Genomic DNA, 25,434 nt, shown 5'->3' with positions numbered 1-25,434 from the left:
GCGTATGCTCCCCGCACGGCACGTAGCCGGCTTCGTCGCGTTCGTCCTAGTGGCGGTGCTGCTCGCGACGGGTCTCGACGCAGTGGTCCGGCCCGCCCTCGGCCTGCCGGCGCTCTACGGCACCGCGGCCACCGCGGCGGTCGGCGCGCCGGTCGTCGGCGCGGTCTGGGTGCTCTTCGGAGACGTGGACACGGAGACGTACTTCGAACGCGGCCGGGAGGTAGTCGTCGCCGATTTCGCGATCGCGGGCCTCATCGGCCTCGTCACCTCGGCGCTCGTCGTGACGGGACTGATCGCGCTCGGACTGGCGGACGCGGCTGCGGAACCGGGTGAGGCGTTCGCCGAGAGCGGTCCGCGGGTGCTCTCGACCGGGCTCGGTCTCGGCGCGGGGATCTACGCCTTCTATCGGCGGACGGACTAACTCGCTTTTTATAACCCTGCGTGTGAAAACAGCTATACGTCGTCGTGTCCGACCCCCGGTATGTCGGCCGACGATGCGATCCGCTTTCTCGCGTCCTCTCCGAACCGCGTCACGCTGCTCTCCGCGCTCGACACCGAACCGGGCCCGCCCGCGGCGCTCGCCGAGCGGTGTTCGATCGCGCGCTCGTCGCTCCACCGCAACCTCTCGGCGCTCTGCGAGCGTGGCTGGGCGCGGAAGTGCAACGGCCAGTACCGATCGACCGCCGCCGGGGAGATGGTCCTCGACGCCTACCGCGACCTGGCGGAGACGGTCTCGCAGGCGGAGGCCGCCGCACCCTTCCTCGACGCCCTCGTCGCCGGCGGACTCACGCTCACCCCCGAGGAGCTCGCGACGGCGACGGTCACGCGCGCGACCGAGGGGAACCCCTACGCCCCGGTTCACCGGTACGCCGAGCGGGTCGGTGCGATCGACTCGACCGAGTTCCGCGGGCTCACACCCATCGTCAGTCCGGTGTTCAACGAGGCGCACGCGGCGCTCCTCGAGCGGGGGGTCGACTCCGAGGTGATCCTCGGTGCCGACGCGCTCTCGGCCTCGAAGACGGCCTACGGGGATCGGTTCGCGGAGGCGATGCGGACCGACGCGCTCTCGGTCCGGGTCCTCGACGAGTCGCCGCCGCTCGGCCTCTCGGTCCTCGACGACACCGCCTTCGCCGGCGCCTACGAGGACGAGCGGCTGCTCGCGTGTCTCGAGAGCGACTCGCCGGGGTTCGTCGAGCGAGTGAGCGCGCTCTACGAGGAGTACAGCGAGCGGGCATACCCGGTCGATGCCGAAGGCGTACCGCTCCCCTGATCGGTGTCCCACGACGTAGGACCCCTCCCGGGACGCAGCTATAAGCGACCGTCCCCCGTAGACGGGGACGGGTCGGTACGCGTACCGTCTCCACCAGGATGTCGTCCGGGGATGGACCGATCACCACCACCACACGGCCACTCCCTGGCGACCTGTTCTCGGCCGTGCGCCGACGGAAAGAGCTATCGGCGTCGCGGCGTTGCCTCCCGCAATGAGCGACCTGGCCGCCGAGATCGAGTTCGACGACGACGGCCTCGTCCCCGTCGTCGCCCAGGACGGGGACTCCGGCGAGGTGTTGATGCTCGCCTACGCCGACCGCGAGGCGCTGGCCGCGACACACGAGAGCGGCCTCGCACACTACCACTCCCGGAGCCGCGACGAACTCTGGAAGAAGGGCGCCTCCAGCGGTCACCTCCAGACGGTCCACGAGATCCGCGTCGACTGCGACGCGGACACGCTGCTCTACCTCGTCTCCCAGGAGGGCGGGGCGTGTCACACCGGCTACGACACCTGTTTCCACCGGACGATCGACGGCGAGGTCGTCGGCGAGCGGGTGTTCGACCCCGACACCGTCTACGGATGAGCGACGCGCCCCTCGCGCGACTCGTCGAGGCGCGGGCCGACCTGGCGGAGGTCGAGGCGGATATCGAGGCGATCGGCGAGGAACGGCTCGAGTCGCTCGAAGAGGCGAGAGAACGACTCGCCCGCCTGTTCAGCCGGCGTGAGGAGGAGGCGGTCGGGACCGGTCGCGAGGCGTTCGCCGCCTTCGCCTCGTTCAAACTCGAACTCGCCTCGATCGTCGACTCGCTCGACGAGGAGCTCCCCGAGCGGGAGGCGATCGAGCGCGCGGCCGCGGTCTTCGAGAAGAACCGGCTCTCCGAGGGCGACTTCGCCCGTGCCCGCGAGGAACTCGACCCCGTCGACGAGACGCTCTCGGTGTTCGAAGAGCGCGAGGAAGCGAGAGAGAGCTACCGCGACGCGCGGCGAGTCGCGGCCACCCGGATCGAAGAGCTAGACGACCGGATCGGCCGTCTCGAACGGCTCTCGACGCTCGACCCGGGCGACCTTGACGCTCCGATCGAGGAGCTCAGAGGACCGATCGAGTCCTACGACGACGAGGTCTCGGCGGCGTTCTCCGCGTTCCTCTCGACGGAGAGCGCCCGCGAGGTCGTCTCCTTTCTCCGGACGACCGAACAGTACCCCCTTGTCCCGTTCGACCCGCTCCCCCCGGACCTCGTGGCGTACGTCGAGGGGAGCGACGCCGGCGAGGAGCCGTTTCCCACCCTCCTGCACTACGCCGAGTTCTCCAGGACGAAGCTCTCGCACTACGTCCACGACCCGGACGCGCTCAAGCGAGCCGTCGCGACCAACCGGACGGCGATCGAGCGTCTCGATTCGACCCCGCTCGAGATCGGCTGGCCCCCACCGACAGCGGACGACCTCCGGTGGCGGATCCGCGAACTCCGCCCGGTCGTCGACCGGTTCGCTGGCGAGGGGCTGATCGTTCGCCTGAGAGAGGCCGACGCGCTCTCGCGGGAGCCTGCGTACGAGCGCTGTCGGGCCGCGGCGCTCGCCCGATCGGGGATGGCCGACGAGGAGCGGGCGCTGGTCGGGTCGGGGCGCGTCGAGGAGGAGCTGGTGGAAGCTCGGGAACGGCGGGCGGCGCTGTGCGAGCAACTCGGATAGTCATACGGACGGTTGTAGTCCCTTACCGGTGATCGCCGACCCGGACAGCCGATCACCGGTAACCAGTCACGACCGTCCGTATCAGACCTCGGCCCGGGCGCTCTCGGCTGCGTCGACCAGGCGGGTTGCGAGCTCCTCGGCGCGCCCCCGTTCGCGCCCCTCGGCGTAGACCCGGACGATCGGTTCGGTGCCGCTCGGGCGGGCGAGCACCCACGCGTCGCCGTAGTCCAGCCGGATTCCGTCGATCGTCGTCCGCTCGCCGTCCTCGCGCTCGGTCTCGCGTTCGATCGCCGAGAGCATCGCCTCGCGCTCGCGCTCCGTGTCGTAGGCGAGCTTGCGCCTGACGTTCCGGTAGCCGTCGAACGGCGCGAGCAGGTCGCTCGCCGGCCGGTCGGCCAGCAGTTCGAGAAAGCGACCCGCGATGTACGCGCCGTCGCGCGCGAGCGCGTACGGCGGGAAGTAGATCCCGCCGTTGCCCTCGCCGGCGATCGGCACCGAACGTCCCTCCGCCTGGAGCTCCCTGATCCGGGTCGTGATGTACGTCGAGCCGATCGGCGTGAGTTCGAGGTCGACGCCCCATTCGGCACAGACGTCGACGAGGCGCTGGGAGACGTTCACGGCCGCGACGCTCGCGTCGCCGGGTTCGAGTTCCGCACTGGCGAGCGCCGCGAGCGCCGCGTCGCCCTCGACGTAGCTCCCGTTCTCGTCGAAGAAGATCGAGCGGTCGCCGTCGCCGTCGTGGGCGATTCCCACGTCCGCGTCGCTCGCACGGACGAGCGTGGCGAGGTCCGCGAGGTTCGCCTCGACCGGCTCCGGGTCGCGGCCGGGGAAGCTCCCGTCGACGTTCGCGTTCACCGTCACGACTCGGCAGCCGAGTCGTCGCAATAGCTCGGGGCTGGTCTCGGAGGCGGCCCCGTGGCCCGGATCGAGCGCGACCGTCAGCTCCGCCTCCTCGATCCGCTCCCGGTCGATCGCGTCGAGCACGCCGTCGACGTACCGCCGGCTCACGCCCTCGACACGGCGTTCGTTGCCCGTCTCGTCCCACCGGTTGGCGGGGGTGGCGTCCGCGAGGTAGCGTGCCTCGATCCGTTCGAGCTGTGCGACGTTCGCCTCGGTGCCGTCGTCGGTGATCAGTTTGACGCCGTTGTACTCGGGCGGGTTGTGCGAGGCGGTGATCATCACGACCGGGAGGCCCTCCTCCCTCGCGTACGCCTGTGCACCCGGCGTCGGGAGCACCCCGAGTCGGTCGACGTCGACCCCGGCCGAGGCGAGGCCGGCGGAGGCGGCGTTCGCGAACATCGGCCCCGTGAGGCGGGTGTCGCGGGCGACGGCGACCCGCTCCCCGTCCCAGACGGCCCCGACCACCCGTGCCATGTCGAGGACGAACGCCGGGGTGAGCTGCTCGCCGGCAACCCCCCGTGTCCCACTCGATCCGAAGAGCTCCATCGCGTGTGGGTGTGCACCCCGCGCTCAAAGGGGTTGCGAAGGTCCGCAACGCTTTCGCGTCGGCCCGCCGACGCCTCCCCATGAGCACGCTCGCGGAGAAACGCGTCTACGCCGACCGGATAGCGGGGACCACCGTCGCCGTCGCCTGCGGGCTGGGCCTCCTCACCGTCTCGGTCGCCGAGGACCGCATCGGGGAGTTCGGCCTCGCTCATCGCTGTACCGCCCTCGACCTCGCAGTCGACGCCGGACAGCTCGCGGTCGCCACCGACGAGGACGTCCTCCTGGGTCCGGACCACGACCCGCTCGGGTTCGGGCCCGCGGTCGCGGTCGCTATCGCCGACGGGCGAGCGTCCGCCGCGAGCCCCGAGGGCCGGATCGCCCGAACAACCGAGGACGGCGGGTGGGAGGAGTTCGGCTCCATCGAGTCCGAGATCCGGGCCATCGACGGCGACCTCGTGGCGACCGGAGAGGGGGTCTACCGACTCGACGACGAACCGAGTCACGTCGGGCTCTCGGACGTTCGCGACGTCGCCGCTCGCGGGGTGCCGCTCGCCGCCACGGGCGACGCGCTCTACGTCCTCGGCAACGGCTGGATGGAGGTTCTGGAGGGAGAGTTCGTCGCCGCCGACGTGGACCGACGGGAGGGCCTCTCCGAACGCGCGTGCGCCGCGACGGAGACGGCCGTCTTCGTCCGAGAGGACGGCGAGTGGGTCGATACGGCGATCCCCGCCGGGGGGCTCGTCGACGTGGCCGTCCGCGAGGCGATCTACGCGATCACGGGCGAGGGCGAGCTCCTGGTCGACGCCGGAGACGGCTGGCAGCGCCGGTCGCTCGGGGTTCCGGACGTTCGTGCGCTCGCGGCGCTCTAACGGTCCGATCGAAACACCGTTTATCTTCCCGGGCGCATCACCCGCCATGATCGTCGCCGGCTCCGTCTCCCAGTCGCTCGCGGCCGCCCTCTCTCTCGAACTGGACCGTCCGCTCGCCGTCGCGGAGTACGACCGGTTCCCGGACGGCGAGCAGACGGTCGCGATTCCGGCGCTCGCCGAGAACGACGCCAGCGAGGCGGTCCTGGTCGCCTCGACGCCGACCGACGCGGCCCACGTCGAACTCCTCCTGCTCCAGGACGCGATCCGCGAGGCGGGCGTCGAACACCTCACGACAGTCCTCCCCTACATGGGCTACGCCCGACAGGACGCGGCCTTCGAGCCGGGTCAGGCCCTCTCGGCGCGGGCGATGGCACGCGCCGCGAGCGCCTCGACCGATCGAGTCCTCACGGTAAATCCCCACGAGGAGGCCGTCTGCGAGTTCTTCGACGTCCCCGCGGGAGCTGTCGACGCCGCACGCTCTCTCGCCGATCCCCTGCCGGCGGGGCTGACCGACCCGCTCTTCCTCGCGCCCGACGACGGGGCGGTCGGGATCGCCGAGACGGTCGCCGACGCCTACGGAGGCGGCGAGGTCGACCACTTCGAGAAGACGAGACACTCCGGGACCGAGGTCGAGATTGCCCCGAGCGACGCGACCGTCGAGGGGCGGGACGTGGTGATCGCCGACGACATCGTCGCGACGGGCACGACGATGGCCGAGGCGATCTCGGCACTCGATATGCCACCGAGAGTGTTCGTGACCTGCGTCCACGGCGTGCTCGCGGGCAACGCGAGGACGAAACTCGCGAAGGCGGGCGTCTCCTGCGTCTGGGCGACCGACACGCTCGAACGCGCCGAGAGCGTCGCGAGCGTCGCGCCCGCGCTCGCGAAAGCGCTGGATTAGGGCGAAACCTCGGCGAGCGGCTCGACGGCGATCCTCAGCCGCACGCCCTCGACGTCCCACCGCTCCTTTTCGGTATCGGGGGACACGGTACCCAGTTCTTCGGCTCGCACCTCCTCCGCGATCAGCTCTTCGTGCTGGGCGACCAGATCGGCGACGCGGTCGTCTTCGATCTCGTATTCGAGACGGATCGGCGCCTCGATGTCCAGATCGAGTTCCTTCCGTCTCTGCTGGACCCGCCGGATCACCTCGCGGGCGTAGCCCTCGCTCTCGATCCCTTCGGTGAGCGTCGCGTCGACGTAGACGACGCCGAAGCCCTCGCCCTCGCGGGTGATCTCCGTGCCGGCGACGTCTTCGGGCGTCTTCTCGACGAACTCGACCATCTCCTCGGTGAGTTCGACCTCCTCGCCGACCTCCTCGGAGACGGCTCTCGAGAGCGTCTCGACCGAGGGTTCATCGATCTCCGCGTCGTTCGCCGCACCCATCACGACGCCGGCCTGCTCGCCGAACGCCGGTCCCAGGAGGCTCATGTCGACCCGCGCGCTGTAGGCGAGTTCCTCCCAGCGATCGCCCGGCCCGACGAGGACGACTTCCCGCGCGTTCAGCCGGTCGGCGAGGAGGTCGCCGTGGCGTTCGACGGCACCGACGAGCCCCGCCTCCTCGGTGGCGACGACGATCCGCTTCACCGGCCACCGGAGCTTCCGCTCGGCCTGCTGTCGGGCGTTCGCGCCGGCCTCTTCGGCCGCTCGGAGGAACGAGACGTCCGCCTCTAACTCCTCGTCGGCCCAGTACTCCTCGCTCTCGGGCCAGTCGCACATGTGGACCGTCGGGTGACCGCTCTCTCCGGTGAACGTGCCGTACATCTCCTCGGCGAGGAACGGTGCGTACGGCGCGAGCAGCACCGAGACGGTGTGCAGCGTGTGATAGAGCGTCGCGTACGCCGCGAGCTTCTCGCTACTGTGCTCCTCGGCCCACATCCGTTCGCGGACGACCTGGATGTAGAAGCGAGAGACGTCACGGACGACGAACTCGGTGAGCGCGGAGAGCGCGCGGTCCTGTCTGTAGGCGTCCCACGCCTCGGTCATCTCGTCGATCGTGGTCTGGAGTCTCGCCAGGAGCCACTCGTCGACGAGTTCGAGGTCATCCTCTACCGCTTCCAGCGTGACCGCGTCCGGGTCGAACCCGTCCAGCCGCATATAGGGCAGTGCGAACCGAAACGAGTTCCAGCAGATGTTGAGCGTCCGCTCCATCGTCGCCATCTCGTCCCACGAGAAGCGCAAGTCCTCACCCTGGGGGTTCACCGAGAGGAGGAACAGGCGCATCACGTCCGAGCCGTGGCGGGAGATCGCCTCGCGCGGCTCGACGATGTTGCCGAGCGACTTCGACATCTTTCGCCCGTCGGAATCGAGCGCCCAGCCGTGCATCAGCACGTCCTCGTAGGGCACCTGCCCGACCGCGGCGGTGCCCATCCCGAGCTGTGACCAGAACCAGCCGCGGGTCTGGTCGTGGGCCTCCATGATCAGGTCGGCGGGCCAGAGCTCCTCGAACTGCTCGTCGCTCTCGGGGTAGTCGAGGGTGCCCCAGGAAGCCACCGAGGAGTCGAGCCAGACGTCGAAGACGTCAGGGACGCGGCGGTAGGTGGTCCCGCCCTCGGTGATCGTCAGGTCGTCGACGGTCGGGCGGTGGAGGTCGACCTCGCCCGGATCGACGTCCTGGTCGACCCGGTCTGCGAGTTCCTCGCGTGTGCCGACGACGATCATCTCTTCGTCGAGGTTCGCCTCACCCGTGTCCAGGCGTTCTTCCGGAACCCAGATCGGGATCGGCACGCCCCAGTAGCGCTGTCTGGAGACGTTCCAGTCGGGGGCGTTCTCGACGAAGTCGCGAAAGCGGTTCTCGCGCGCCCACGAGGGGTACCACTCGCTGTCGTCGATGTTCTCGAGCAGCTCCTCTTTGATCTCGGTGATCTCGATGAACCACTGGTCGGTGACGATCTGGATGATGCCCGTATCGCAGCGCCAGCAGTGGCCGTAGCTGTGGACGTAGCGCTCGTCGGCCAGGAGCAAGCCCTTCGCGTCGAGGTCGGCGCGGATCGCCTCGTTCGCGTCCCGGACGAACTCGCCTTCGTACTCCCCTGCACCTTCGGTGAACACGCCGTCGCCGCCGACCGGACAGACGATCTCCAGGCCGAGTTCGCTCCCGCGCCGGAAGTCCTCCTCACCGTGGCCGGGTGCAGAGTGAACGAGTCCAGTTCGATCGGCCTCGACGTAGTCGGCGGTGTAGACCTGGCCCGCTCCCTCGCCCTGCGGGTGGTCGGGGACCTCCTCGGCCAGCGGGTGGTCGTACTGCCAGCCGACCATCTCCTCGCCGGAGAGCTCCTCGACCACCTCGTAGCCCTCGTACCGGCCCTTCGACAGCACCTCCTCGACGCACTCCTCCGCGATCCAGAGCACCTCGCTCTCGCCGTCTCGTTCCGCACGGACGCCCTGGTAGGTCAGCTCGCCGTCGACCGCGACGAAGGTGTTGCCGGGGACCGTCCACGGCGTCGTCGTCCAGGCGACGAGCGAGCCGTCTCTCTCCCTGAGAGGGAACTTGACGTAGATCGAGGGGTCCTCGACGTCCTCGTACTCGACCTCGTTGTTCGCGATCCCGGTCTCACAGCGGGGACACTGGCTGATCGAGCGCTTTCCCTGTGTCACCAGCCCACGCTCGTGTGCCTGCGAGAAGCCCCACCACGCCGCCTCCATGTACTCCGGCGTGACGGTCTTATAGGGGTTCTCCCAGTCCATCCAGACGCCGAAGGAGACGAAGTCCTCCTGTAATCCTTCGAGCTGTTCGTCGGCGAACTCCTTGCACTCCTCGATGAAGTTCTCCATCCCGAACGCCTCGATGTCCTTCTTGTTCTCGAAGCCGAGTTTCTCCTCGACCTTCGTCTCGATCGGCAGACCGTGCATGTCGTAGCCCGGCCGGTCGGTGACGTCGTAGCCGCGCATCCGGAGGTGGCGGATGTAGGCGTCTTTGAGCGTCTTGTTCCACGTCGTCCCCATGTGCGCCGCGCCGGAGGTGTACGGCGGCCCGTCGAGGAAGAAAAAGCGCTCTGCGCCCTCGCGGTTCTCTCTCGCCCGCTCGTAGGCGTCTACCTCGTCCCAGTACTCGAAGACCCGTTCTTCGACCGCCTCCGGGTCGTACTGGTCGGAGACCGCCGCGAACCGTTCTCTCATATCCGGGCTAACTCCCGCGGCGACTAAAGGGGAATCGGTTCCACAAAAGCCCTCGCTCGGGACTGGCGTCCCTCGCTCGCCTTTTTATACCCGCCAGGTCTGCACGCGCGCCGCGCCGAGTCTACCGGCCCTTCCCCGTCCGGATCGCGGTCGTCACGGTGACGACCGCGATCCAGGACTACCCGTGATCACCGGATCTATCCACACGATTTCGTGTCTGTGACCGCTATCGGTGGCGGGCAGGTACCGGCGGCGTCACCCGTCCTCGGGCGCTTCCTCCCCAGTTCCGCCATCAACTTCCTCGTCGTCCATAGGGAGGGCGAACCCGTCGGCCGATCCGTCGCCGTGGACGGCGTCCTCGCGCTCGAAGAGGTAGATCACGGGCCCGACGATCGCGAGAACGGCGACGGCGGCCGGCGGGATCGGGGTGAGGAGGATCAGCGTCACGCCGAGACCGGTCGTGGCGAATACGATGGCGGCCCACCGCTCCGGCCGGTCCATGCCGATCCGGGCGCTATCCCGGTGGACGAGCAGCGTGAGACCGATCACGACCGCCGAGAGGGCGACGACAGCGAGGACTCCCGAGAGCATCGTCTCGCGGTCGGTCGCGGACCGTAATAACAGGCACGACGGCCGACCGACACGGGTTTGTCGGTTCGGCCGTGCTGGCTACCATGGCCGAGTTCCCCGATACGAGGAACGTGCTCGAACCCGGCTGTGCCCGCTGCCCGCACCTCGTAGAGACCCGGGAGTGTATCTCGTGGGGGACCGGCCCGCTCGATTCGCGGATCGTCGTCGTCGGCGAGGCACCCGGTACGGGAACGCCCGAGGCCGACCGCTGGAAGGGCGGCAACTGGACCGGGATGGCCTACACCGCCCGCCACTCCGGGAGGGTGATCCGGGACCTGATGGAGTCGGCGGGGTATCCCGACGCCTACTACACGAACGCGGTGAAGTGTTTTCCACCTAATGGCGAGGGATCGAACCGCGAGCCAACGGAAGAAGAACTCGCGACCTGCCGGGCCCACCTCGTGACCGAAATCGAGCAGGTCGAACCCGACGTGATCGTTCCGACGGGGAGACACGCCACGGAATCGCTGCTCGCGCTCGACGGTCAGAGCCTCGACGGGTTTCTGGATCACGTCCTCGACCCGATCGACTGTACAGCGCTCTCGACGCCGCTTCTTCCGGTTCTCCACCCCTCATACCAGAACGTCTGGATCCCGCGGCTGGGCTACGATCTCGCGGGATATCGGGCGGCGCTGAAGGCCGAACTCGACGCGATCTGTGCGGGCGGGTAACTTTCTTGGGTCGCGAAATCGCACGTCGGGGCATGGTAAGCATCTTCAGCCAGATCGTCGACGGCGAGATCCCCGCGCGGGTCGTCCACGAGGACGAGACGACGTTCGCGTTCCTCGACGCGAACCCGCTCGCTCCCGGTCACACGCTCGTGATTCCGAAAGAGGAGTACGAACGCCTCAACGACGTCCCCGAGGACGTCGCGGCCGATCTCTACGCGACGATCCACCGACTGATCCCCGCGGTCGAGGAGGCCGTCGACGCCCCGGCGACGACCGTCGCGTTCAACAACGGCGAGGTCGCCGGCCAGGAGGTCCCGCACGTCCACTGCCACATAATCCCCCGGTTCGAGGGCGACGGCGGTGGCCCGATCCACGCGGTCGCGGGCGAGAGCCCCGCCCTCTCGGACGAGGAACTCGACGAGATCGCGGACCGGATCGCGGACTGATACTGTCGGCTGTAAGCCGTTCGGGAGTACCGACCGCCCGTGGCGTCGCGATCTCCGCACAGTGAGAGCCGACGGTATGAGACCCACATATCAACCAGTCCAAATGTTTAAGTAGGAAAGCATATCGTATATCGGGTAGAAATGTGTGGTGAAGCGATATGTCCCGACTGCTCCGGCCGGGTCGACGACAGCGGTCGCGAGCGGATCTGTAGTGAGTGCGGTCTCGTCGTTTCGGAGCACTGGATCGATTACGGCCCGAACTGGCGCTCGGGCGAGGACGGCGACCGCGGTCGGCACACCGGCGCACCGCTCACGCGCTCGCGTCACGACCGCGGGCTCTCGACGACCATCGGCTACGGGGGCGAGGTGCGACTGACGGGTAGAAAGCGACGGCTCGTCGCGCGGATGCGCCGCGAACACGGCCGGGCTCAGTGCCGGAGCAAAGCCGAGCGGAACCAGCGCGACGTCTTCTGCGAGATTAGACAGCTCACGGACACGCTCGGGCTCCCAGACGACGTCCGCGACGAGGCGTGTGACCTCTTTCGCAAGGCACAGCGCGAGGACATCGTCCGCGGTCGCTCGCTCGAGGGGTTCGCAGCCGCCACGGTCTACGCCGCCTGCCGGGTCGCCGGCCTCCCTCGGCCCGCCGAGGAGGTGGTCGAAGCGTCGAAGGCCTCGACGGCCGAACTCACCGCGGCGTACAACGCGCTCAACCGCGAGGTCGGCCTCGCGACCGGCCCCGTCGATCCGCGCCGGTATCTGCCGAACTTCGCGAGCACGCTCGAACTCTCCCCCTCGGTCGAGTCCCGCGCACACGGACTCGTGAGCGACGCCCAGGAGGCGACGCTCGTCGGCGGCCGCAACCCATGTGGCGTCGCCGCCGCCTGTCTCTGGGTCGCCGCCTGCGAGGACGGCACTCGACTCACACAGACCGACGCCGCCGGCGTCGCCGACGTCTCGACTGCCACGATCAGATCGACGGTCGACACGCTCCGCGAGTCGAAGATGACGAGGGTGTGACCCCCTCCACTCAGACGACCCGCAGGTGGTCCTTGTTCGGCGAGTAGATCTCGCCCTTGTCCCGCAGTTTCTGGATCTCGTGTTCGGCCTTGCTCTCCTCGATGCCCGCCGTCTCCGCCTGCGAGAGCACCTCCTCCATCGGCGCGCCCTCCTCGTACTCGTCCTGGAGTTCGCGGATGATCCCCTTGATCCCCTTCACCCTATCGCGCTGGGTCTTCGAGCGGCCCGTCTCGATCACGTCCACGTCGAACTCACCGGTCTCGGGGTCGACGCCGATATCCTGTAGGCACGAGCGGACGATCTCGATGACGCGGTCGGCGTCCTCCTTTTTCACCGTGTCCGAGAGGCGCACGCGTGCGGAGGCCTCGGCGAGGCGGACGAGCGCCTCTAGTTTTCGGGCGGTGACCGGCACCGGCGCGTCGTCGTCGGCGCCCTTCGAGCGGAGGTCGACGTAGAAGTCCCGGATCGCCTCGCGGGACTCGTCGGTCATCCTCGGGTAACACGTCTGCTGGGCGTAGGCGATGTACTTTCTCAACAGGTCCGCCTCGATCGCCGGAGCGACCTCCTCCGTGACGGCGTCGACCTCCTCCCTGGTGATGTCCGGCGAGTTGAGCTCCGTCCGCTGGGTGTTCAACTCGCCCGCGTAGTTCGTCTTCAGGATGTGTTCGGCCAGCAGGCGGTCTTCCTCCGGGTCGGGCTGGTCGGTGACGGTGAAGATCAGGTCGAACCGGGAGATCAGCGCGGGCTCTAAATCGATCTGCTCGCCGATCGGCTCGTACTGGTCGAACCTCCCGTATTTGGGGTTCGCCGCGGCGAGCAGCGAACACCGGGCCTTGAGCGTCGCGTTGATGCCCGCCTTCGAGATGCTGATCTGCTGCTGTTCGAGCCCCTCGTGGAGCGCCGAGCGGTCCTCGGGTCGCATCTTGTCTAGCTCGTCGACCGCGGCGATCCCCCGGTCCGCGAGGACGAGCGCGCCCGCCTCGAGCGTCCACTGCTGGCCGTCGCCGAAGTCGTCGCGCACGGCGGCGGCCGTGAGCCCCGCCGAGGACGTCCCCTTCCCCGAGGTGTAGACCGACCGGGGGGCGATCTCGCGGATGTACTGCAGGAGCTGTGACTTTCCGGTACCCGGATCGCCGATCAGGAGCATGTGGAGGTCCCCGCGCGTGCGCGAGCCGTCGGGGAGGTGTTTGGTGACCCCCGAGAAGAGCTGTAACACCATCGCGAGCTTCGCCCCGTCGTGGCCGTAGATGTTCGGCGCGATCGAGGCGACCATCTCGTCGTAGATTCCGGGGTCCTCCGAGAGTTCGACGATCGCCTGTTTGTCCTCGGCCGTGATGTCCATGTCCTCGAACTGCTCTTCCTCCGCTTCGACCGAGACACCGTCCATGTAGAGGTCGAACATCGTCGACTTCTCCCGGTCGTTGCCCTGCTGTTCGAGGTGGAGGATCCCGGTCGCCCGGACGTGGTCGCCCGGGGCGACCTCGCCGGTGACGTCGTCCTCGATATGGACGTCGACGCTCTGGGGGGTCTCCCCGCCGCGCAGTCCCTCGGGGCTCTCCTGGATCCGCAGTTTCTGCGCGTCGATGAACTCCGACTGATCGAAGTTGATCCGGAACGGTCCCTGTCGCTCGCAGCCGCCGCACTCGTGGGGCTCCTGGAAGCTCCCGCCCGTCTGGGGGATGCGGGTGAGCGTGCCACATCGCTGGCATTCGAAGGCGGCCTGCTGGATCTTCGGGCGGACGTCGGTCGCCTTTCTGACGATCCCACGCACCTCGACGAGCGTGTTGACGTGGTGGGCGCGGATATCCCTGATTCCCGTCGCCTCGGGGAGCCCGCGAAGCCGGACGTGTGCCTGCCCGAGGCTCACGTCCACCGGCAGATCGTAGAGCCTGAGCGCCTCCTCGGCGTAGCGCTGGAGCTGTTCGGGCTGGTTCCTGTAGTCGTCGGCGAGGTCGCGGTCGAACCGGTAGAGGTCGTCCCACTCGACGTAGAGCGAGCGCTGTTCGTTCGGGTAGCGCTGTGCCAGCGTGCCGATCGCGTCGCGGTAGTAGCTCCGGTAGAACTCCTCGAACGTGTCGACGAGCTGTGTGTTCTCGGCGCTGGCCATCGTACCCTCCCTTGTCCCCCGACCGAATAAGAACGTTGGGTAGCGGAGCGGAAGTGGTCGAAACCACTTATAAACTCGCCCGAACGGGTCGTCGTCACCGAACGTGACGTGTGCTAACTGTCGCCACCTCTCCGGTCGACACGGCGCTCTCCGGCGGTTGCGTGTCGGGCTGTGGCGTGGGGCGGGACCGCTCTCTTCCTTCGAAACGAAGATTTTATATAGAACTCCAATCAATGATCCGGTGACTATGAGTCAGCGAATGCGAGGCCAGCCCATGATCATCATGGGGGACGACGCACAGCGTGTACGGGACCGCGACGCCCAGGAGTTCAACATCCGGGCCGCACGAGCGGTCGCCGAGGCGGTTCGCTCGACGCTCGGGCCGAAAGGGATGGACAAGATGCTCGTCGACTCGATGGGATCGGTCACGATCACCAACGACGGCGTGACCATCCTCAAAGAGATGGATATCAATAACCCGACGGCCGAGATGATCATCGAGGTCGCAGAAACTCAGGAGGACGAGGCCGGCGACGGCACGACGACCGCCGTGGCAGTGACGGGCGAACTCCTGAAGAACGCCGAGGACCTCCTCGAGCAGGACATCCACCCGACGGCGATCATCAAGGGCTTCCACCTCGCCAGCGAGCGCGCACGCGAGGAGATCGACGACGTCGCGATCGAGGTCGACACCGAGGACGAGGAGATCCTCCGGAAGGTCGCAGAGACCTCCATGACCGGTAAGGGGGCCGAACTCAACAAGGAACACCTCGCACAGCTGATCGTCGACGCGGTCAGCCAGGTCACCGTCGAGACCGACGACGGCGAGAACGTCGTCGACCTCGAGTTCGTCGAGATCGAGACGCAGACGGGTCGCTCGGCGGGCGAGTCGTCGCTGCTCAACGGCGCGATCGTCGACAAGGAGCCGGTCCACGACGACATGCCGACCGACTTCGAGGACGCCTCGATCCTGCTGCTGCGCGAGCCGATCGAGGTCGAGGAGGCCGACGTCGACACGCAGGTCAACATCGAGAGCCCCGACCAGCTCCAGCAGTTCCTCGACAGCGAGGAACAGCAGCTGCGGGAGAAGGTCGAACAGATCAAGGCCACCGGCGCGGACGTCGTCCTCTGTCAGAAGGGAATCGACGACCTCGCCCAGCACTTCCTCGCGAAGGAGGGCATCCTGGCGGTTCGCCGCGCGAAGAAGTCCGACCTCGAGTTCCTGAAGGAGGTCCTCGACGCCTCGATCGTCACCGATCTCGACGACGTGAGCGAGGCCGACCTCGGCCACGGCTCGGTCGAGTACGACGAGCAGGAGGGCCTGTTCTCCATCGAGGGCGAGGACAGCCACGGCGTCACGCTGCTGCTCTACGGCTCGACCGACCACGTCGTCGACGAGCTCGAGCGCGGGATCACCGACGCGCTCGAGGTCGTCGCCCAGACGGTCTCGGACGGGCGCGTGCTCCCGGGCGGCGGCGCCGTCGAGGTCGAACTCGCCCGCCGCGTCCGTGACTACGCCGACTCCGTCTCCGGCCGCGAGCAGCTCGCCGTCGAGGCGTTCGCCGACTCGCTCGAGCTCGTCCCGCGCGTGCTCGCCGAGAACTCCGGTCAGGACCCGATCGACACGCTGGTCGACCTCCGGGCCGCGCACGAGGGCGGCGACGAACGCGCCGGCCTGAACGTCTTCACCTCCAGCGTCGAGGACACCTTCGAGGCGGGCGTCGTCGAGCCGGCCCACGCGAAGGAGCAGGCGCTCTCTTCGGCCACGGAGGCCGCCAACCTCGTCCTGAAGATCGACGACATCATCTCCGCCGGCGACCTTTCGACCGAGGGCGACGGCGACGACGAGGACATGGACATGGGCGGAATGGGCGGCGGCATGGGTGGAATGGGCGGTATGGGTGGAATGGGCGGCGCTATGTAGAAGTCGGCCACAGCCACTCCCCCAGAACCCGCACCGACGACCGATCACGACTTCTTTCGACGCACCACACGACCAGACTCCAGTCCCTCTCTCTACTCTCCCTGTCCCTCCACCGGTCGAACGCTCACGGAGTCCGTACTGTCCGTCGGAGCGACGTTCGTCGGGTCCGTATCGGCCGCAATCGAGATATCGCAACCCAACTTCTCTCCTCGTTTTATCCCTATGTAGAGTAATCCTTTATCCACAAGGTGTACGATACATCGACTGAGGGCTCGTTTACTCTCCACGATGAGACCACCTTCGTCCGGAGCCTCGCTCTTCGTCGAAATCCTCGAGCGGTACGGCGTGACCCACCTCTTCGGGAACCCCGGAACGACCGAACTGCCGATCCTCGAGGCACTGGCCGACAGCGACGTCGAGTACGTCCTGGCGCTCCACGAGGACGTCGCGGTCGGGATGGCCGCCGGCTACGCCAGTACCCGACGGTATCACTCCCACCACGATTCGGCCGTACTACCCGTGGGGATCGTCAACCTCCACCTGATCGGCGGGCTCTCACACGGGCTCGGCAACCTCTACAACGCGAGGACCATGGGCACTCCGCTCGTCGTCACCGCCGGTGACTACGCACGGACGGCCCGCCACGAGGAACCGATACTCAGCGGTGACCTCGTCGCGCTCGCACGACCGTTCACCAAGTGGAGCACCGAGGTACGGGACGTCGAGGCGCTCCCGGCCGTCATGCGTCGAGCGTTCCGAATCGCCCTGACGCCACCGACAGGACCGGTCTTCGTGAGCCTCCCGCTGGACGTCCTGACGGCCGAGACGACCGCCGCTCCGGAGCGGCTCGGCCCGATCCCGAACGCCGGTCGGGGTGACCCCGGGCAGATCGAACTGGCCGCGGACCTGCTCGCCGAGGCGGAGGAGCCACTCCTCGTGGTGGGTGATGGCGTCGCCCGTGCCGGATACCGGGCCATCGACGCCGCACGCGAGTTCGCGGAAGCCGCTGGCGCCCGTGTCTACGGCGAACTCTACGCGAGCGAGATCGCGTTCCCGACCGACCACCCACAGTGGATCTCGTACCTGCCGCTGGCGAACGACGACCTCGCTCGCGAGCTGTTGGACACCGATACGATCGTGTTCGTCGGCTGCTCGACGAACGATACGTTCCTTCGACGAGGGGGTGACCTCGTCGGATCGGAGACGACGTGCGTCCACGTCACGGACACGGGAACGGGGATCGGGAAGAACCAGCCCGCGGACGCTGCGATCGTCGGCGATCCCGGTCTGGTGATGGCCGACCTCGCACGCCTGCTCAGTGAACGGCTTCCGGACGACGATCGAGCCGATCGTCGGTACCGTATCGTCGATGAGAAACCGGCGCTCGTCGAGCGGTTGTCGCCCCCGACGCCGCCGGAACCGGAAGAGGGGCTCCTCTCGAAACCAGACCTAGTGGACGCGCTCCGGGACGCGTTCCCGGACGCGTACGTCGTGGACGAGGGGCTGACGGCGAAGATGGTGCTCCTCGCGCGGTGGCACCTCGCCCCGGAACGCTACCTCTCCAACAAGGGGCTCTGTCTGGGGTACGGTCTCCCCGCCAGTATCGGGGCCGCGCTCGCGGAGCGACAGGTTTCCGATCCGCTCCCGGTCGTCGGCTTCGTCGGCGACGGTTCGTACCTCTACTACCCCCAGGCGGTCTACACGGCCGTCCGGTACGGGGTGGACCTGACGGTCGTCGTCCCCGACAACCGGAACTACCGGATCCTCAAGAACAACTACCGCCGGTTCTTCGCGGGGGAGCGACTCGACGCGCTCGGCGGACTCGACTTCGACCCGCCGGTCGACATCGCGGCCAACGCGGGGAGTCAGGGCGCAGACGCCCTCTCCGTTCGAACCCCGGAGGAACTGGACGCGGCACTTCGCTCCGCCCGCGAGACGCCGGGACCGGCCGTCCTCGACGTTCGGGTCCAGGACTGATCCCCGATCCGATCTACGGCGTTCGGAGTCGGTACGCACGTCCCCGTCGATCGTCGTGCGAGGCTGGAGATCGAGCGACAGATCGGCGCCGTCAGTCCCATCGCTCGATCGGCTCGCCCTCGACCGCCGGGTCGTATCTGTGGCAGGCGACGGGTCTCGGCGCGTCGCCTTCCCCGAGCGACGGCTCCTCGCGTTTACAGACGCTCGTGAGGACCTCCGCGAGCGCCTCGCGCGCGCGTCCCGTCTCGCCCGCCTCCAGCGCCGCCAGACTCTCGGAGAGCGCCGATTCGAGCCGGTCGTCTTCGAGGGACTCCGGGAGTCCGAGCGCCTCGCGCATCTCACCGGTACCGTTCTCGGAACCGACCACGAACGACGCGGCCGGCCGTTCCGGGTCCCCCTCACCCGCTTCGAGTCGGATCCCGAGGTCGACGAGCGCCCGCCACCGCTCGTCGGAGATGACGAGATCCGGCGGTGGGATCACGACCGGACACCGCGGGTGGAACGAACAGCCGCTGGGTGGGTCGGCGGGATCGGGCTCGACGACGCTCTCGGCGGTTTCGGGCGCCGGGTCGGTCGGATCGAGGTTCGGAACGGAGTCGACGAGCAGGCGCGTGTAGGGGTGTTTCGGGTCCGAGAGCACCTCTCCGGTAGGACCACGTTCGACGATCTCGCCGAGGTACATCACCGCGACGCGGTCACAGAACCGACTGACGACGTCGATGTCGTGGCTGACGAACAGCAACGAGAGGTCGAACTCCGCCTGGATATCCGAGAGCAGCGAGAGGACTCGTGATCTGACCCGGCCGTCGAGCGCACTCACCGGTTCGTCCGCGACGATCAGGTCGGGCGTGAGCACGAGCGCCCGGGCGATGGCGATCCGTTGGCGTTCCCCGCCGGAGAACGTATCGGGGTACCTGTCGGCCGCCTCCGGATCGAGGCCGACCCGCTCGAGGGCGTCCTCGACGACCGCACGACGCTCGGCTCGGTCGTGAAGCCCGTGGAGTGCGAGCGGCTCGCCGACCGCACGCCCGACGGTCATCCGCGGATTGAACGCGGAGTCGGGGTCCTGGAGGACGAGCTGCGCCCGGCGTCTGAACCGGAGTAGCTCGCGTTCGCCATAGGTGGTGACCTCCTCGCCGTCGAAGTGGACCTCGCCGGCGGTCGGCTCCTCCAGCCGAAGCAAGGAGAGCGCTGCGGTAGTCTTGCCGCTCCCGGACTCGCCGACCAGCCCCAAGGTCTCGCCGCGACGGACCTCCAGGTCGATCCCGTCGACCGCCCGCACCCGTCCGACTTCGCGTCTGAGCAGCCCCTCCGTGATCGGGTAGTGTTTCTCCAGCCCGCTGACCGAGAGCAGCGGTTCGTCGGTCATCGCTCTCGCACCACCGTCCAGGCGGGGTCGGAACCGGCGAGGACGACGGAGGGGTCGCGCTCGGGCGCGTAGTGGACGCACGCGGCGGTGTGGCCGGGGCTCCCGACCGGCTCGAACGCCGGGCGCTCGCCCGCACAGGCGTCGATCGCGTGCGGACACTCGTTTCGGAACCGACAGCCGCCGGTCGGTACCTCCTCCCTGTCGGTCCCCTCACCCACCCCGGCGGCGCTCTCGACGAGCGCCTGTGTGTAGGGGTGGGCCGGTCGGCCGAACACCGCCTCGGTCGGGCCGCGCTCGACGGTCTGGCCCTCGAACATCACGACGACCCGGTCGGCGAGCGTCGCGACCACCCGGAGGTCGTGGGTGACGAGCAGCATGGACATCCCGTCACCGGTGAGCTCCGAGAGCAGCGCGAGCAGCCGCGCCTGGACGGTGACGTCGACGGAGGTGGTCGGCTCGTCGGCGAGCAGCAGGGCCGGCTCGCAGGCGATGGCGATGGCGATGGCGATCCGCTGACACTGGCCGCCCGAGAACTCGTGGGGATGGTCGTCTACCCGTTCGCCGGGGTTGGGGATACCGACCCGTCCGAGCAGCGCTACCGCACGGTCTCGCGCCTCGCGCTCTCCCACGTCCCGGTGGAGCGTGATCGCCTCGGCGATCTGATCGCCGACGGTGTAGACCGGATCGAGCGCGCTCCGCGGGTTCTGGAAGACGTGGGCGATCCGGTTACCGCGGATCCGTCGGAGCGCGTTCTCCTCTAGATCGGTCAGCGTCTCCCCGTCGAAACGGACCTCCCCGGTCACCGTCGCCGTCTCGGGGACGAGCCGGGTGATCGTCTCGCAGGTCACCGTCTTCCCGCTGCCGGACTCGCCGACGAGCGCGACGGTCTCTCCCCTCTCGATCTCGAAGGACACCCCGTCGACGGCGCGGACGATCCCTCCCTCGGCCGGGATGTGTGTACGCAACCCCTCGACCGAGAGCAGCGGATCGCTCATCGCTCACCCCGCGGGTCGAGCGCGTCGCGGATCCCGTCGCCCGCCAGTTTGAACGCGACCAGCGTCAGCGCGAGCAGTGCTGCGGGTATGGCGGAGACCCACCAGACCTCGAGCGGGGTGATCGCGAGGTTGTGAAAGCGGTCGGCGGGGCTGCCCGCGGAGACGGTCTGACCGAGGCCGTCGGCGATCGTCTCGCCCCACGAGTACGCCCGTGCGTCCTCGAACCCGAGGAAGGCGATCCCCGCCTCGGTGAGGATCAACACCGGGACGAGGTGGAACACGGCGGGGACGACCGTGTTCGTCACGTTCGGGAGCAGGTGCGCCTTCGCGACGTAGGCCCTGCTCGCGCCGGCGCCCCGCGAGACGAGGACGTAGCCCTCCTCGCGACGCTGGAGCACCTCGCTCCTGACCAGCCGCGCGATGCCGCCCCAGCTGAGCAGGCCGAAGACCACGAGGAGGAGGAACAGCGACGGCCCGAGGTAGAACATGAAGACGAAGTAGATGACGAGGGCGGGCACCGAGAGCTGGAGGTCGACGTAGGCCATCAGGAGGGCGTCGACCCACCCCCCGTAGGTGGCGGCGGCGACCCCGACGAGCGTCGCGAGCGGTACGACGAGGCCGACCGCGACGACCGAGACGGTGAGTGCGGTCCGCGCGCCGAGAACGAGGAGGTGGACCACGTCGTGACCCCGGTGGTTCGTCCCGAGGGGGTGCTCCCAGCTGCCGTGACAGATCCGATCGAACCCCTCACCGGTGATCCCGCCGAGGCAGTCACTCGTCGCGGAGGCGGGCACCGTCTCTCCGACTGGCGGGAGGTACTGGACACCAGGGTCGAGCGTCGGGCTCCCGACCAGGCCGGGTCCGAACAGCCCGACGAGGATGAAGAGCCCGAGGTACGAGAGGCTCGTCGCGGCGAGCGGTCGCGAGCGAAGCCGTCGTACGACCCGACGCACCGCCCGGCGGTTCCGTACCGCCGGAACGACCCCGTAGGCGAGAAGGACGACGAGCGCGAGGAGGAAGAGCCAGTCGACCGGCGTGACGTTCCACGTTCCGACGAGGTAGACGCCCGCGACGTACCGGTCGTAGAGGGTGATCGCAGAGAGCGCGAAGAGGCCGACCGCGAGTACCGCCCGCTCCGGGCGAACCGGCCGTCGTCGGCCCTCGATCGCCTCCCAGTCGATCCGCTCGAACCGGGCGACGTCTCCGTCGTCCGGGGACGTCCTCCCGAACGGGCCCTCACCGCCGTCCGTCCGCCGACCGGACGGCCCGCCCTCCTCGTCCATGTGAACGTTCGCGCCGAGACGGAGTGTCGTGATAAGTGTTTTCGTAGCTGAATTTTTATACGCCGGGGGCGAGAAGCCGAGGTCGATCGATGACCTCCGAACCCGGTGACGCGCGGTGAGTCTCCGCCGACTCCTGCTCAGACGGCTCGTCCTCGGTGCCGTCGCGCTCTGGGGCGTCCTCACCGTGCTGTTCGTCCTGTTCACCCAGACCTGGGACTGGGCGCTCGCGCGCGAGACCGGGCCCGCACGCATGGGCGGCGCTGAGGAGGAGATCTCCGACATCGAGGCGCAGTACCTCGCCGAACGCGGACTCGACGGCCCGTTCCACGAGGCGTACCTCACCTTCCTCGCCGACACGCTCACGCTCCGGTGGGGCGAGTCGTTCGAAACCGGCGAGGCTGCGGGCCCATTGGTGTTCGAGGCGATCGCGCGCACCGCCCTCTACGTGCTCCCGGCGGTGGCGCTTGCGGTCGCCGCCGGGGTCGGGATCGGCCTCTACGCGGCGATGAGCGATCGGTCGTGGCTCTCCGGGGGCGGACGTACCGCCGCGTACCTCGCCTTCGGCGTCGCGAACTTCTGGGTCGGGGCGCTCGCGCTGGTGTACGCATTCGGCTACGAGACCGTCGACATCGGGGTGACGTTCGCCCGCTCGCGCGGCGTCGTGGTCTACCTCGACGGGGAGCCACTGGCCGCACAGACGCTCCCGTTCGCGTTCGAGTACGTCCTCCCCGTCGTCCTCGTCGCCTCGACGCTCCTCGCCGGCGTGGTGAGCTACGCCCGGGCGTACTCGATGGAGTACGTCTCCGCCGACCTCACGAAACTCGTCCAGGCGAAGGGCGCCACCGACCGTGCCGTCGCGGAACACGTCCTGCGGAACGCGGCGATCCCGCTCGTCTCGATGCTCTTCACCGAGACGTTCGCGCTGCTCGCGCTCTCGGTCGTCGTCATCGAGGTACTGTTGGGGATCCCGGGGCTCGGACTGCTCTTTTACGACGCCATCTGGGCGCGCGACCTCCCAATCCTGCTCGGCGGCGCGTTCGTCATCGTCGTCGCCGGCGTCCTCGGTAGCCTCGCACAGGACCTGGCGTACTCGTCCCTCGACCCGCGCGTCGAGGCCGGCTCGCGGTGAACGGCTCCGCCCGCCCTGCACGAGAACGCAGTGCGCTTATTGAGACCCCGCCGGTTGATCGGTACGACGGTTGTCACGCGGTGGCACCGACCGCACCGTCACGCCCGGGACGACTCGTCGACTGCGTCACGACGAGCCGCCGCTGTGACGTCACGATCCCGGTCGACCCGACCGCCGCTGCTTCCGAGAGCCATGACCGACGAGGACACCACGGACGACGGCGAGGGAATCGGCGAACGGACCACGAAACACCGGCGGAGCGTCGACGGCCCGAGCGAGGCAGAGGAGGATGAGGAGCACCACGGGACGAGCGACAGCGGGCGCGAGGGCGTCGACGAGACCAGCAAACGCGAGCAGCTCGACGAGGTCAGGGCGGACCACGCGGGCGAGCACCTGACCACCGACCACGGCGTCAGGGTGAGCCACACCGACGACTCGCTGAAAGCCGGCGAGCGCGGGCCGACGCTGATGGAGGACTTCCACTTCCGGGAGAAGATGACCCAGTTCGATCACGAGTCGATCCCCGAACGCGTCGTCCACGCCCGCGGGACCGGCGCCCACGGCTACTTCCAGCCGTACGAGGACCCCGACCTCGGCGAGTACGACGACATCTCGGAGCTGACGAAGGCGGCGTTCCTCCAGGACCCCGACCAGAAGACGCCCGTCTTCGTTCGTTTCTCCACCGTCGTCGGCTCGCGCGGCTCGAGCGACACGGTTCGGGACGTCCGCGGCTTCGCCACGAAGTTCTACACCGAGGAGGGCAACTACGACCTCGTCGGCAACAACATGCCGGTCTTCTTCATCCACGACGCGATCAAGTTCCCCGACCTCGTCCACGCGATCAAGCCGGAACCCGACACGGGGACGCCACAGGCCTCGGCCGCCCACGACACGTTCTGGGACTTCGCCTCGCTGACGCCCGAGACGACGCACATGCTGCTGTGGGTACTCTCGGACCGTGCGCTGCCCCGCTCGTACCGCATGATGGAGGGCTTCGGTGTCCACACGTTCCGGTTCGTCAACGACGAGGGAGACTCGCGGTTCGTCAAGTTCCACTGGAAGCCGAAGTACGGTACCCACCAGCTGGTCTGGGACGAGACGACCAAGCTCTGGGGGAAGGCTTCGGACTACAACCGAAACGGGCTCTACGACGCCATCGAGAGCGGCCACTACCCCGAGTGGGAACTCGGCGTCCAGATCGTCGAGGAGGAGGAGGCCGACCGCTTCGACTTCGACCTGCTCGATCCGACGAAGATCATCCCCGAGGAGGAGGTCCCCGTTCGAACCATCGGGAAGATGGTGCTGAACGAGAACATCGACAACTTCTTCGCCGAGACCGAGCAGGTGGCGTTCCACCCCGGCAACGTCGTCCCCGGCATCGACTTCACGAACGACCCGCTGCTCCAGGGGCGGCTCTTCTCGTACCAGGACACACAGCTCAACCGCTTCGGCGGGGCCAACTGGGACGAGATCCCGATCAACCGCCCGGTCGCGAAACGCCACAACAACCAGCGTGCCGGCTTCATGCGCCAGACGATCGACCGGGGAAAGACCTCCTACTCGCCGAACTCGCTTGAGGACGACTATCCCCGCGAGGCGACCGAGGAGGAGGGCGGCTACGTCCACCATGCCGAGAAGGTCGAGGGCAAGAAGATCCGCGCCAGAAGCGAGAGCTTCCGGGACCACTTCAGTCAAGCGCGGCTGTTCTGGAACAGTATGTCCGAGGCCGAACAGCAACACATCGTCGACGCGACCCACTTCGAACTCGGGAACGTCGAGAGCGAGGCGGTCCGCGAGCGGATGGTCTACGAGATCTTCAACAACGTCGACCACGACCTCGCGGTCCGGGCGGCCGAGGGGATCGGCGTGGAGCCGCCGGAGGAGCCGGGCGAACACTACACCGACCACGAGGACAGCTCGCCCGCACTGAGCATGGAGAACACGGTGACGGACACGATCGAGTCCCGGCAGGTCGCCGTCCTGGTCGACGACGGCGTCGACGCCGACCAGTTCGAGACCGTGCGAGACGGTCTCGAAGACCGCGGAGCACAGGTCACGGTCGTCTCGAAGACGCTCGGCGAACGGACGGGCGCGAACGGTGGAGCCATCGAGACCGACAAGAGCCACGTGATGACCGCCTCGATCGAGTACGACGCGGTCTTCGTTCCCGGCGGGCGAGAGAGCGTCGACGCGCTCTCCGAACAGGGTGGCGCCACCCACTTCGTTCGGGAAGCGTTCAAGCACAAGAAGCCGATCGCCGCGCTCGCCGAGGGCGTCGACCTGCTCGAAACGGTCGATCTCCCCGGTGTGCGCCTCTCCACCGGCGATGACCTCGTCTCGGAGCTCGGCGTCGTGACCGCCGGCGAGGCCGGCGACGAGTTCGTCTCGGCGTTCGCCGACGCGATCGGCGTCCACCGGCACTGGGACCGCGAGGAGGCGCAGGTCCCCGCGTAGCGTGGTTCAGGTGGAACTAAGTACTCCATCGCAATAGTTGCC

General features: G+C 68.3%; 20 protein-coding genes. 13 read left to right on the top strand and 7 right to left on the bottom strand.

The annotated features are described in order from the left end of the window. Positions 1-4 precede the first annotated feature (4 nt). The 4 genes from V2L32_RS04035 (at position 5) to V2L32_RS04020 (ending at position 2,956) form a co-directional block, all read left to right on the top strand. Positions 5-421 (top strand): hypothetical protein, encoded by a 417-nt coding sequence (locus V2L32_RS04035; RefSeq protein ID WP_331235191.1) that lies wholly within the window; start codon positions 5-7, stop codon positions 419-421. A 60-nt stretch (positions 422-481) separates the two neighbouring features. After that, positions 482-1,270 carry a helix-turn-helix transcriptional regulator gene (locus tag V2L32_RS04030; protein WP_331235190.1) on the top strand — a complete coding sequence of 263 codons (789 nt, stop codon included), beginning with the start codon at positions 482-484 and terminating at the stop codon, positions 1,268-1,270. A 211-nt stretch (positions 1,271-1,481) separates the two neighbouring features. After that, on the top strand, positions 1,482-1,853 hold the full coding sequence (gene hisI, locus V2L32_RS04025; protein WP_331235189.1) for a phosphoribosyl-AMP cyclohydrolase: 372 nt from the start codon (positions 1,482-1,484) through the stop codon (positions 1,851-1,853). Then, positions 1,850-2,956: a DUF7118 family protein gene (locus V2L32_RS04020; protein ID WP_331235188.1), complete on the top strand. Its 1,107-nt coding sequence runs from the start codon at positions 1,850-1,852 to the stop codon at positions 2,954-2,956. Before hisI ends, V2L32_RS04020 begins: the two co-directional genes overlap by 4 nt. Before the next feature lie 81 nt (positions 2,957-3,037). Here the strand turns inward: V2L32_RS04020 and glmM are convergent, their stop codons facing one another. Then, on the bottom strand, positions 3,038-4,402 hold the full coding sequence (gene glmM, locus V2L32_RS04015) for a phosphoglucosamine mutase (RefSeq protein WP_331235187.1): 1,365 nt from the start codon (positions 4,400-4,402) through the stop codon (positions 3,038-3,040). Between the two features lie 80 nt (positions 4,403-4,482). Between glmM and V2L32_RS04010 the strand changes: the two genes are divergently transcribed. Together V2L32_RS04010 and prs are read left to right on the top strand one after the other, a co-directional pair. Next, positions 4,483-5,271: an HVO_0234 family beta-propeller protein gene (locus V2L32_RS04010; RefSeq protein WP_331235186.1), complete on the top strand. Its 789-nt coding sequence runs from the start codon at positions 4,483-4,485 to the stop codon at positions 5,269-5,271. A gap of 46 nt (positions 5,272-5,317) precedes the next feature. Then, positions 5,318-6,172 carry a ribose-phosphate diphosphokinase gene (gene prs, locus V2L32_RS04005; RefSeq protein WP_331235185.1) on the top strand — a complete coding sequence of 285 codons (855 nt, stop codon included), beginning with the start codon at positions 5,318-5,320 and terminating at the stop codon, positions 6,170-6,172. Here the strand turns inward: prs and ileS are convergent. Further along, entirely contained in the window at positions 6,169-9,387 is a 3,219-nt protein-coding gene (gene ileS / locus V2L32_RS04000) for an isoleucine--tRNA ligase (RefSeq protein ID WP_331235184.1), read from the bottom strand. The genes prs and ileS overlap by 4 nt on opposite strands. 255 nt (positions 9,388-9,642) lie before the next feature. Beyond that, on the bottom strand, positions 9,643-9,978 hold the full coding sequence (locus tag V2L32_RS03995; RefSeq protein WP_331235183.1) for a hypothetical protein: 336 nt from the start codon (positions 9,976-9,978) through the stop codon (positions 9,643-9,645). 83 nt (positions 9,979-10,061) lie between these two features. On the opposite strand from V2L32_RS03995, the gene V2L32_RS03990 reads away from it, so the two are divergent. The 3 genes from V2L32_RS03990 to V2L32_RS03980 all read left to right on the top strand — a co-directional run bounded on the left by V2L32_RS03990 (position 10,062) and on the right by V2L32_RS03980 (position 12,154). Beyond that, positions 10,062-10,688: a uracil-DNA glycosylase gene (locus V2L32_RS03990; RefSeq protein WP_331235182.1), complete on the top strand. Its 627-nt coding sequence runs from the start codon at positions 10,062-10,064 to the stop codon at positions 10,686-10,688. Positions 10,689-10,720: 32 nt separating this feature from the next. Beyond that, complete coding sequence (locus V2L32_RS03985) at positions 10,721-11,134, top strand: HIT family protein (protein WP_331235181.1); 414 nt, start codon at positions 10,721-10,723, stop codon at positions 11,132-11,134. 141 nt (positions 11,135-11,275) lie between these two features. Then, the gene (locus tag V2L32_RS03980; protein ID WP_331235180.1) at positions 11,276-12,154 is read left to right on the top strand and encodes a transcription initiation factor IIB; all 879 of its coding nucleotides are present in this window, start codon (positions 11,276-11,278) and stop codon (positions 12,152-12,154) included. A 10-nt stretch (positions 12,155-12,164) separates the two neighbouring features. Here V2L32_RS03980 and V2L32_RS03975 read toward each other — a convergent pair whose 3' ends face one another. After that, positions 12,165-14,261 carry a minichromosome maintenance protein MCM gene (locus V2L32_RS03975; RefSeq protein WP_331235179.1) on the bottom strand — a complete coding sequence of 699 codons (2,097 nt, stop codon included), beginning with the start codon at positions 14,259-14,261 and terminating at the stop codon, positions 12,165-12,167. Positions 14,262-14,508: 247 nt separating this feature from the next. On the opposite strand from V2L32_RS03975, the gene thsB reads away from it, so the two are divergent. Beyond that, entirely contained in the window at positions 14,509-16,185 is a 1,677-nt protein-coding gene (gene thsB / locus V2L32_RS03970; RefSeq protein ID WP_409348402.1) for a thermosome subunit beta, read from the top strand. A 288-nt stretch (positions 16,186-16,473) separates the two neighbouring features. Then, positions 16,474-18,162, top strand: coding sequence for a thiamine pyrophosphate-binding protein (locus tag V2L32_RS03965; protein ID WP_331235178.1), 1,689 nt, complete (start codon positions 16,474-16,476; stop codon positions 18,160-18,162). A 91-nt stretch (positions 18,163-18,253) separates the two neighbouring features. Here the strand turns inward: V2L32_RS03965 and V2L32_RS03960 are convergent, their stop codons facing one another. From V2L32_RS03960 to V2L32_RS03950, 3 genes are read right to left on the bottom strand one after another with little or no spacing between them, the layout of a single operon-like run. Then, positions 18,254-19,531 (bottom strand): oligopeptide/dipeptide ABC transporter ATP-binding protein, encoded by a 1,278-nt coding sequence (locus V2L32_RS03960; protein WP_331235177.1) that lies wholly within the window; start codon positions 19,529-19,531, stop codon positions 18,254-18,256. Continuing rightward, positions 19,528-20,526, bottom strand: coding sequence for an ABC transporter ATP-binding protein (locus tag V2L32_RS03955; RefSeq protein ID WP_331235176.1), 999 nt, complete (start codon positions 20,524-20,526; stop codon positions 19,528-19,530). Before V2L32_RS03955 ends, V2L32_RS03960 begins: the two co-directional genes overlap by 4 nt. Then, the gene (locus tag V2L32_RS03950) at positions 20,523-21,809 is read right to left on the bottom strand and encodes an ABC transporter permease (protein ID WP_331235175.1); all 1,287 of its coding nucleotides are present in this window, start codon (positions 21,807-21,809) and stop codon (positions 20,523-20,525) included. Before V2L32_RS03950 ends, V2L32_RS03955 begins: the two co-directional genes overlap by 4 nt. A gap of 115 nt (positions 21,810-21,924) precedes the next feature. On the opposite strand from V2L32_RS03950, the gene V2L32_RS03945 reads away from it, so the two are divergent. Then, positions 21,925-22,938 (top strand): ABC transporter permease, encoded by a 1,014-nt coding sequence (locus tag V2L32_RS03945; RefSeq protein ID WP_331235174.1) that lies wholly within the window; start codon positions 21,925-21,927, stop codon positions 22,936-22,938. A 192-nt stretch (positions 22,939-23,130) separates the two neighbouring features. Further along, positions 23,131-25,392: a catalase gene (locus V2L32_RS03940; protein WP_331235173.1), complete on the top strand. Its 2,262-nt coding sequence runs from the start codon at positions 23,131-23,133 to the stop codon at positions 25,390-25,392. The last annotated feature ends 42 nt before the right edge of the window (positions 25,393-25,434 follow it).

Source organism: Halalkalicoccus sp. CGA53 (assembly GCF_036429475.1).
Classification (GTDB): Archaea; Halobacteriota; Halobacteria; order Halobacteriales; family Halalkalicoccaceae; genus Natronorarus; species Natronorarus salvus.
This window is presented reverse-complemented; position numbering and strand designations above follow the sequence as displayed.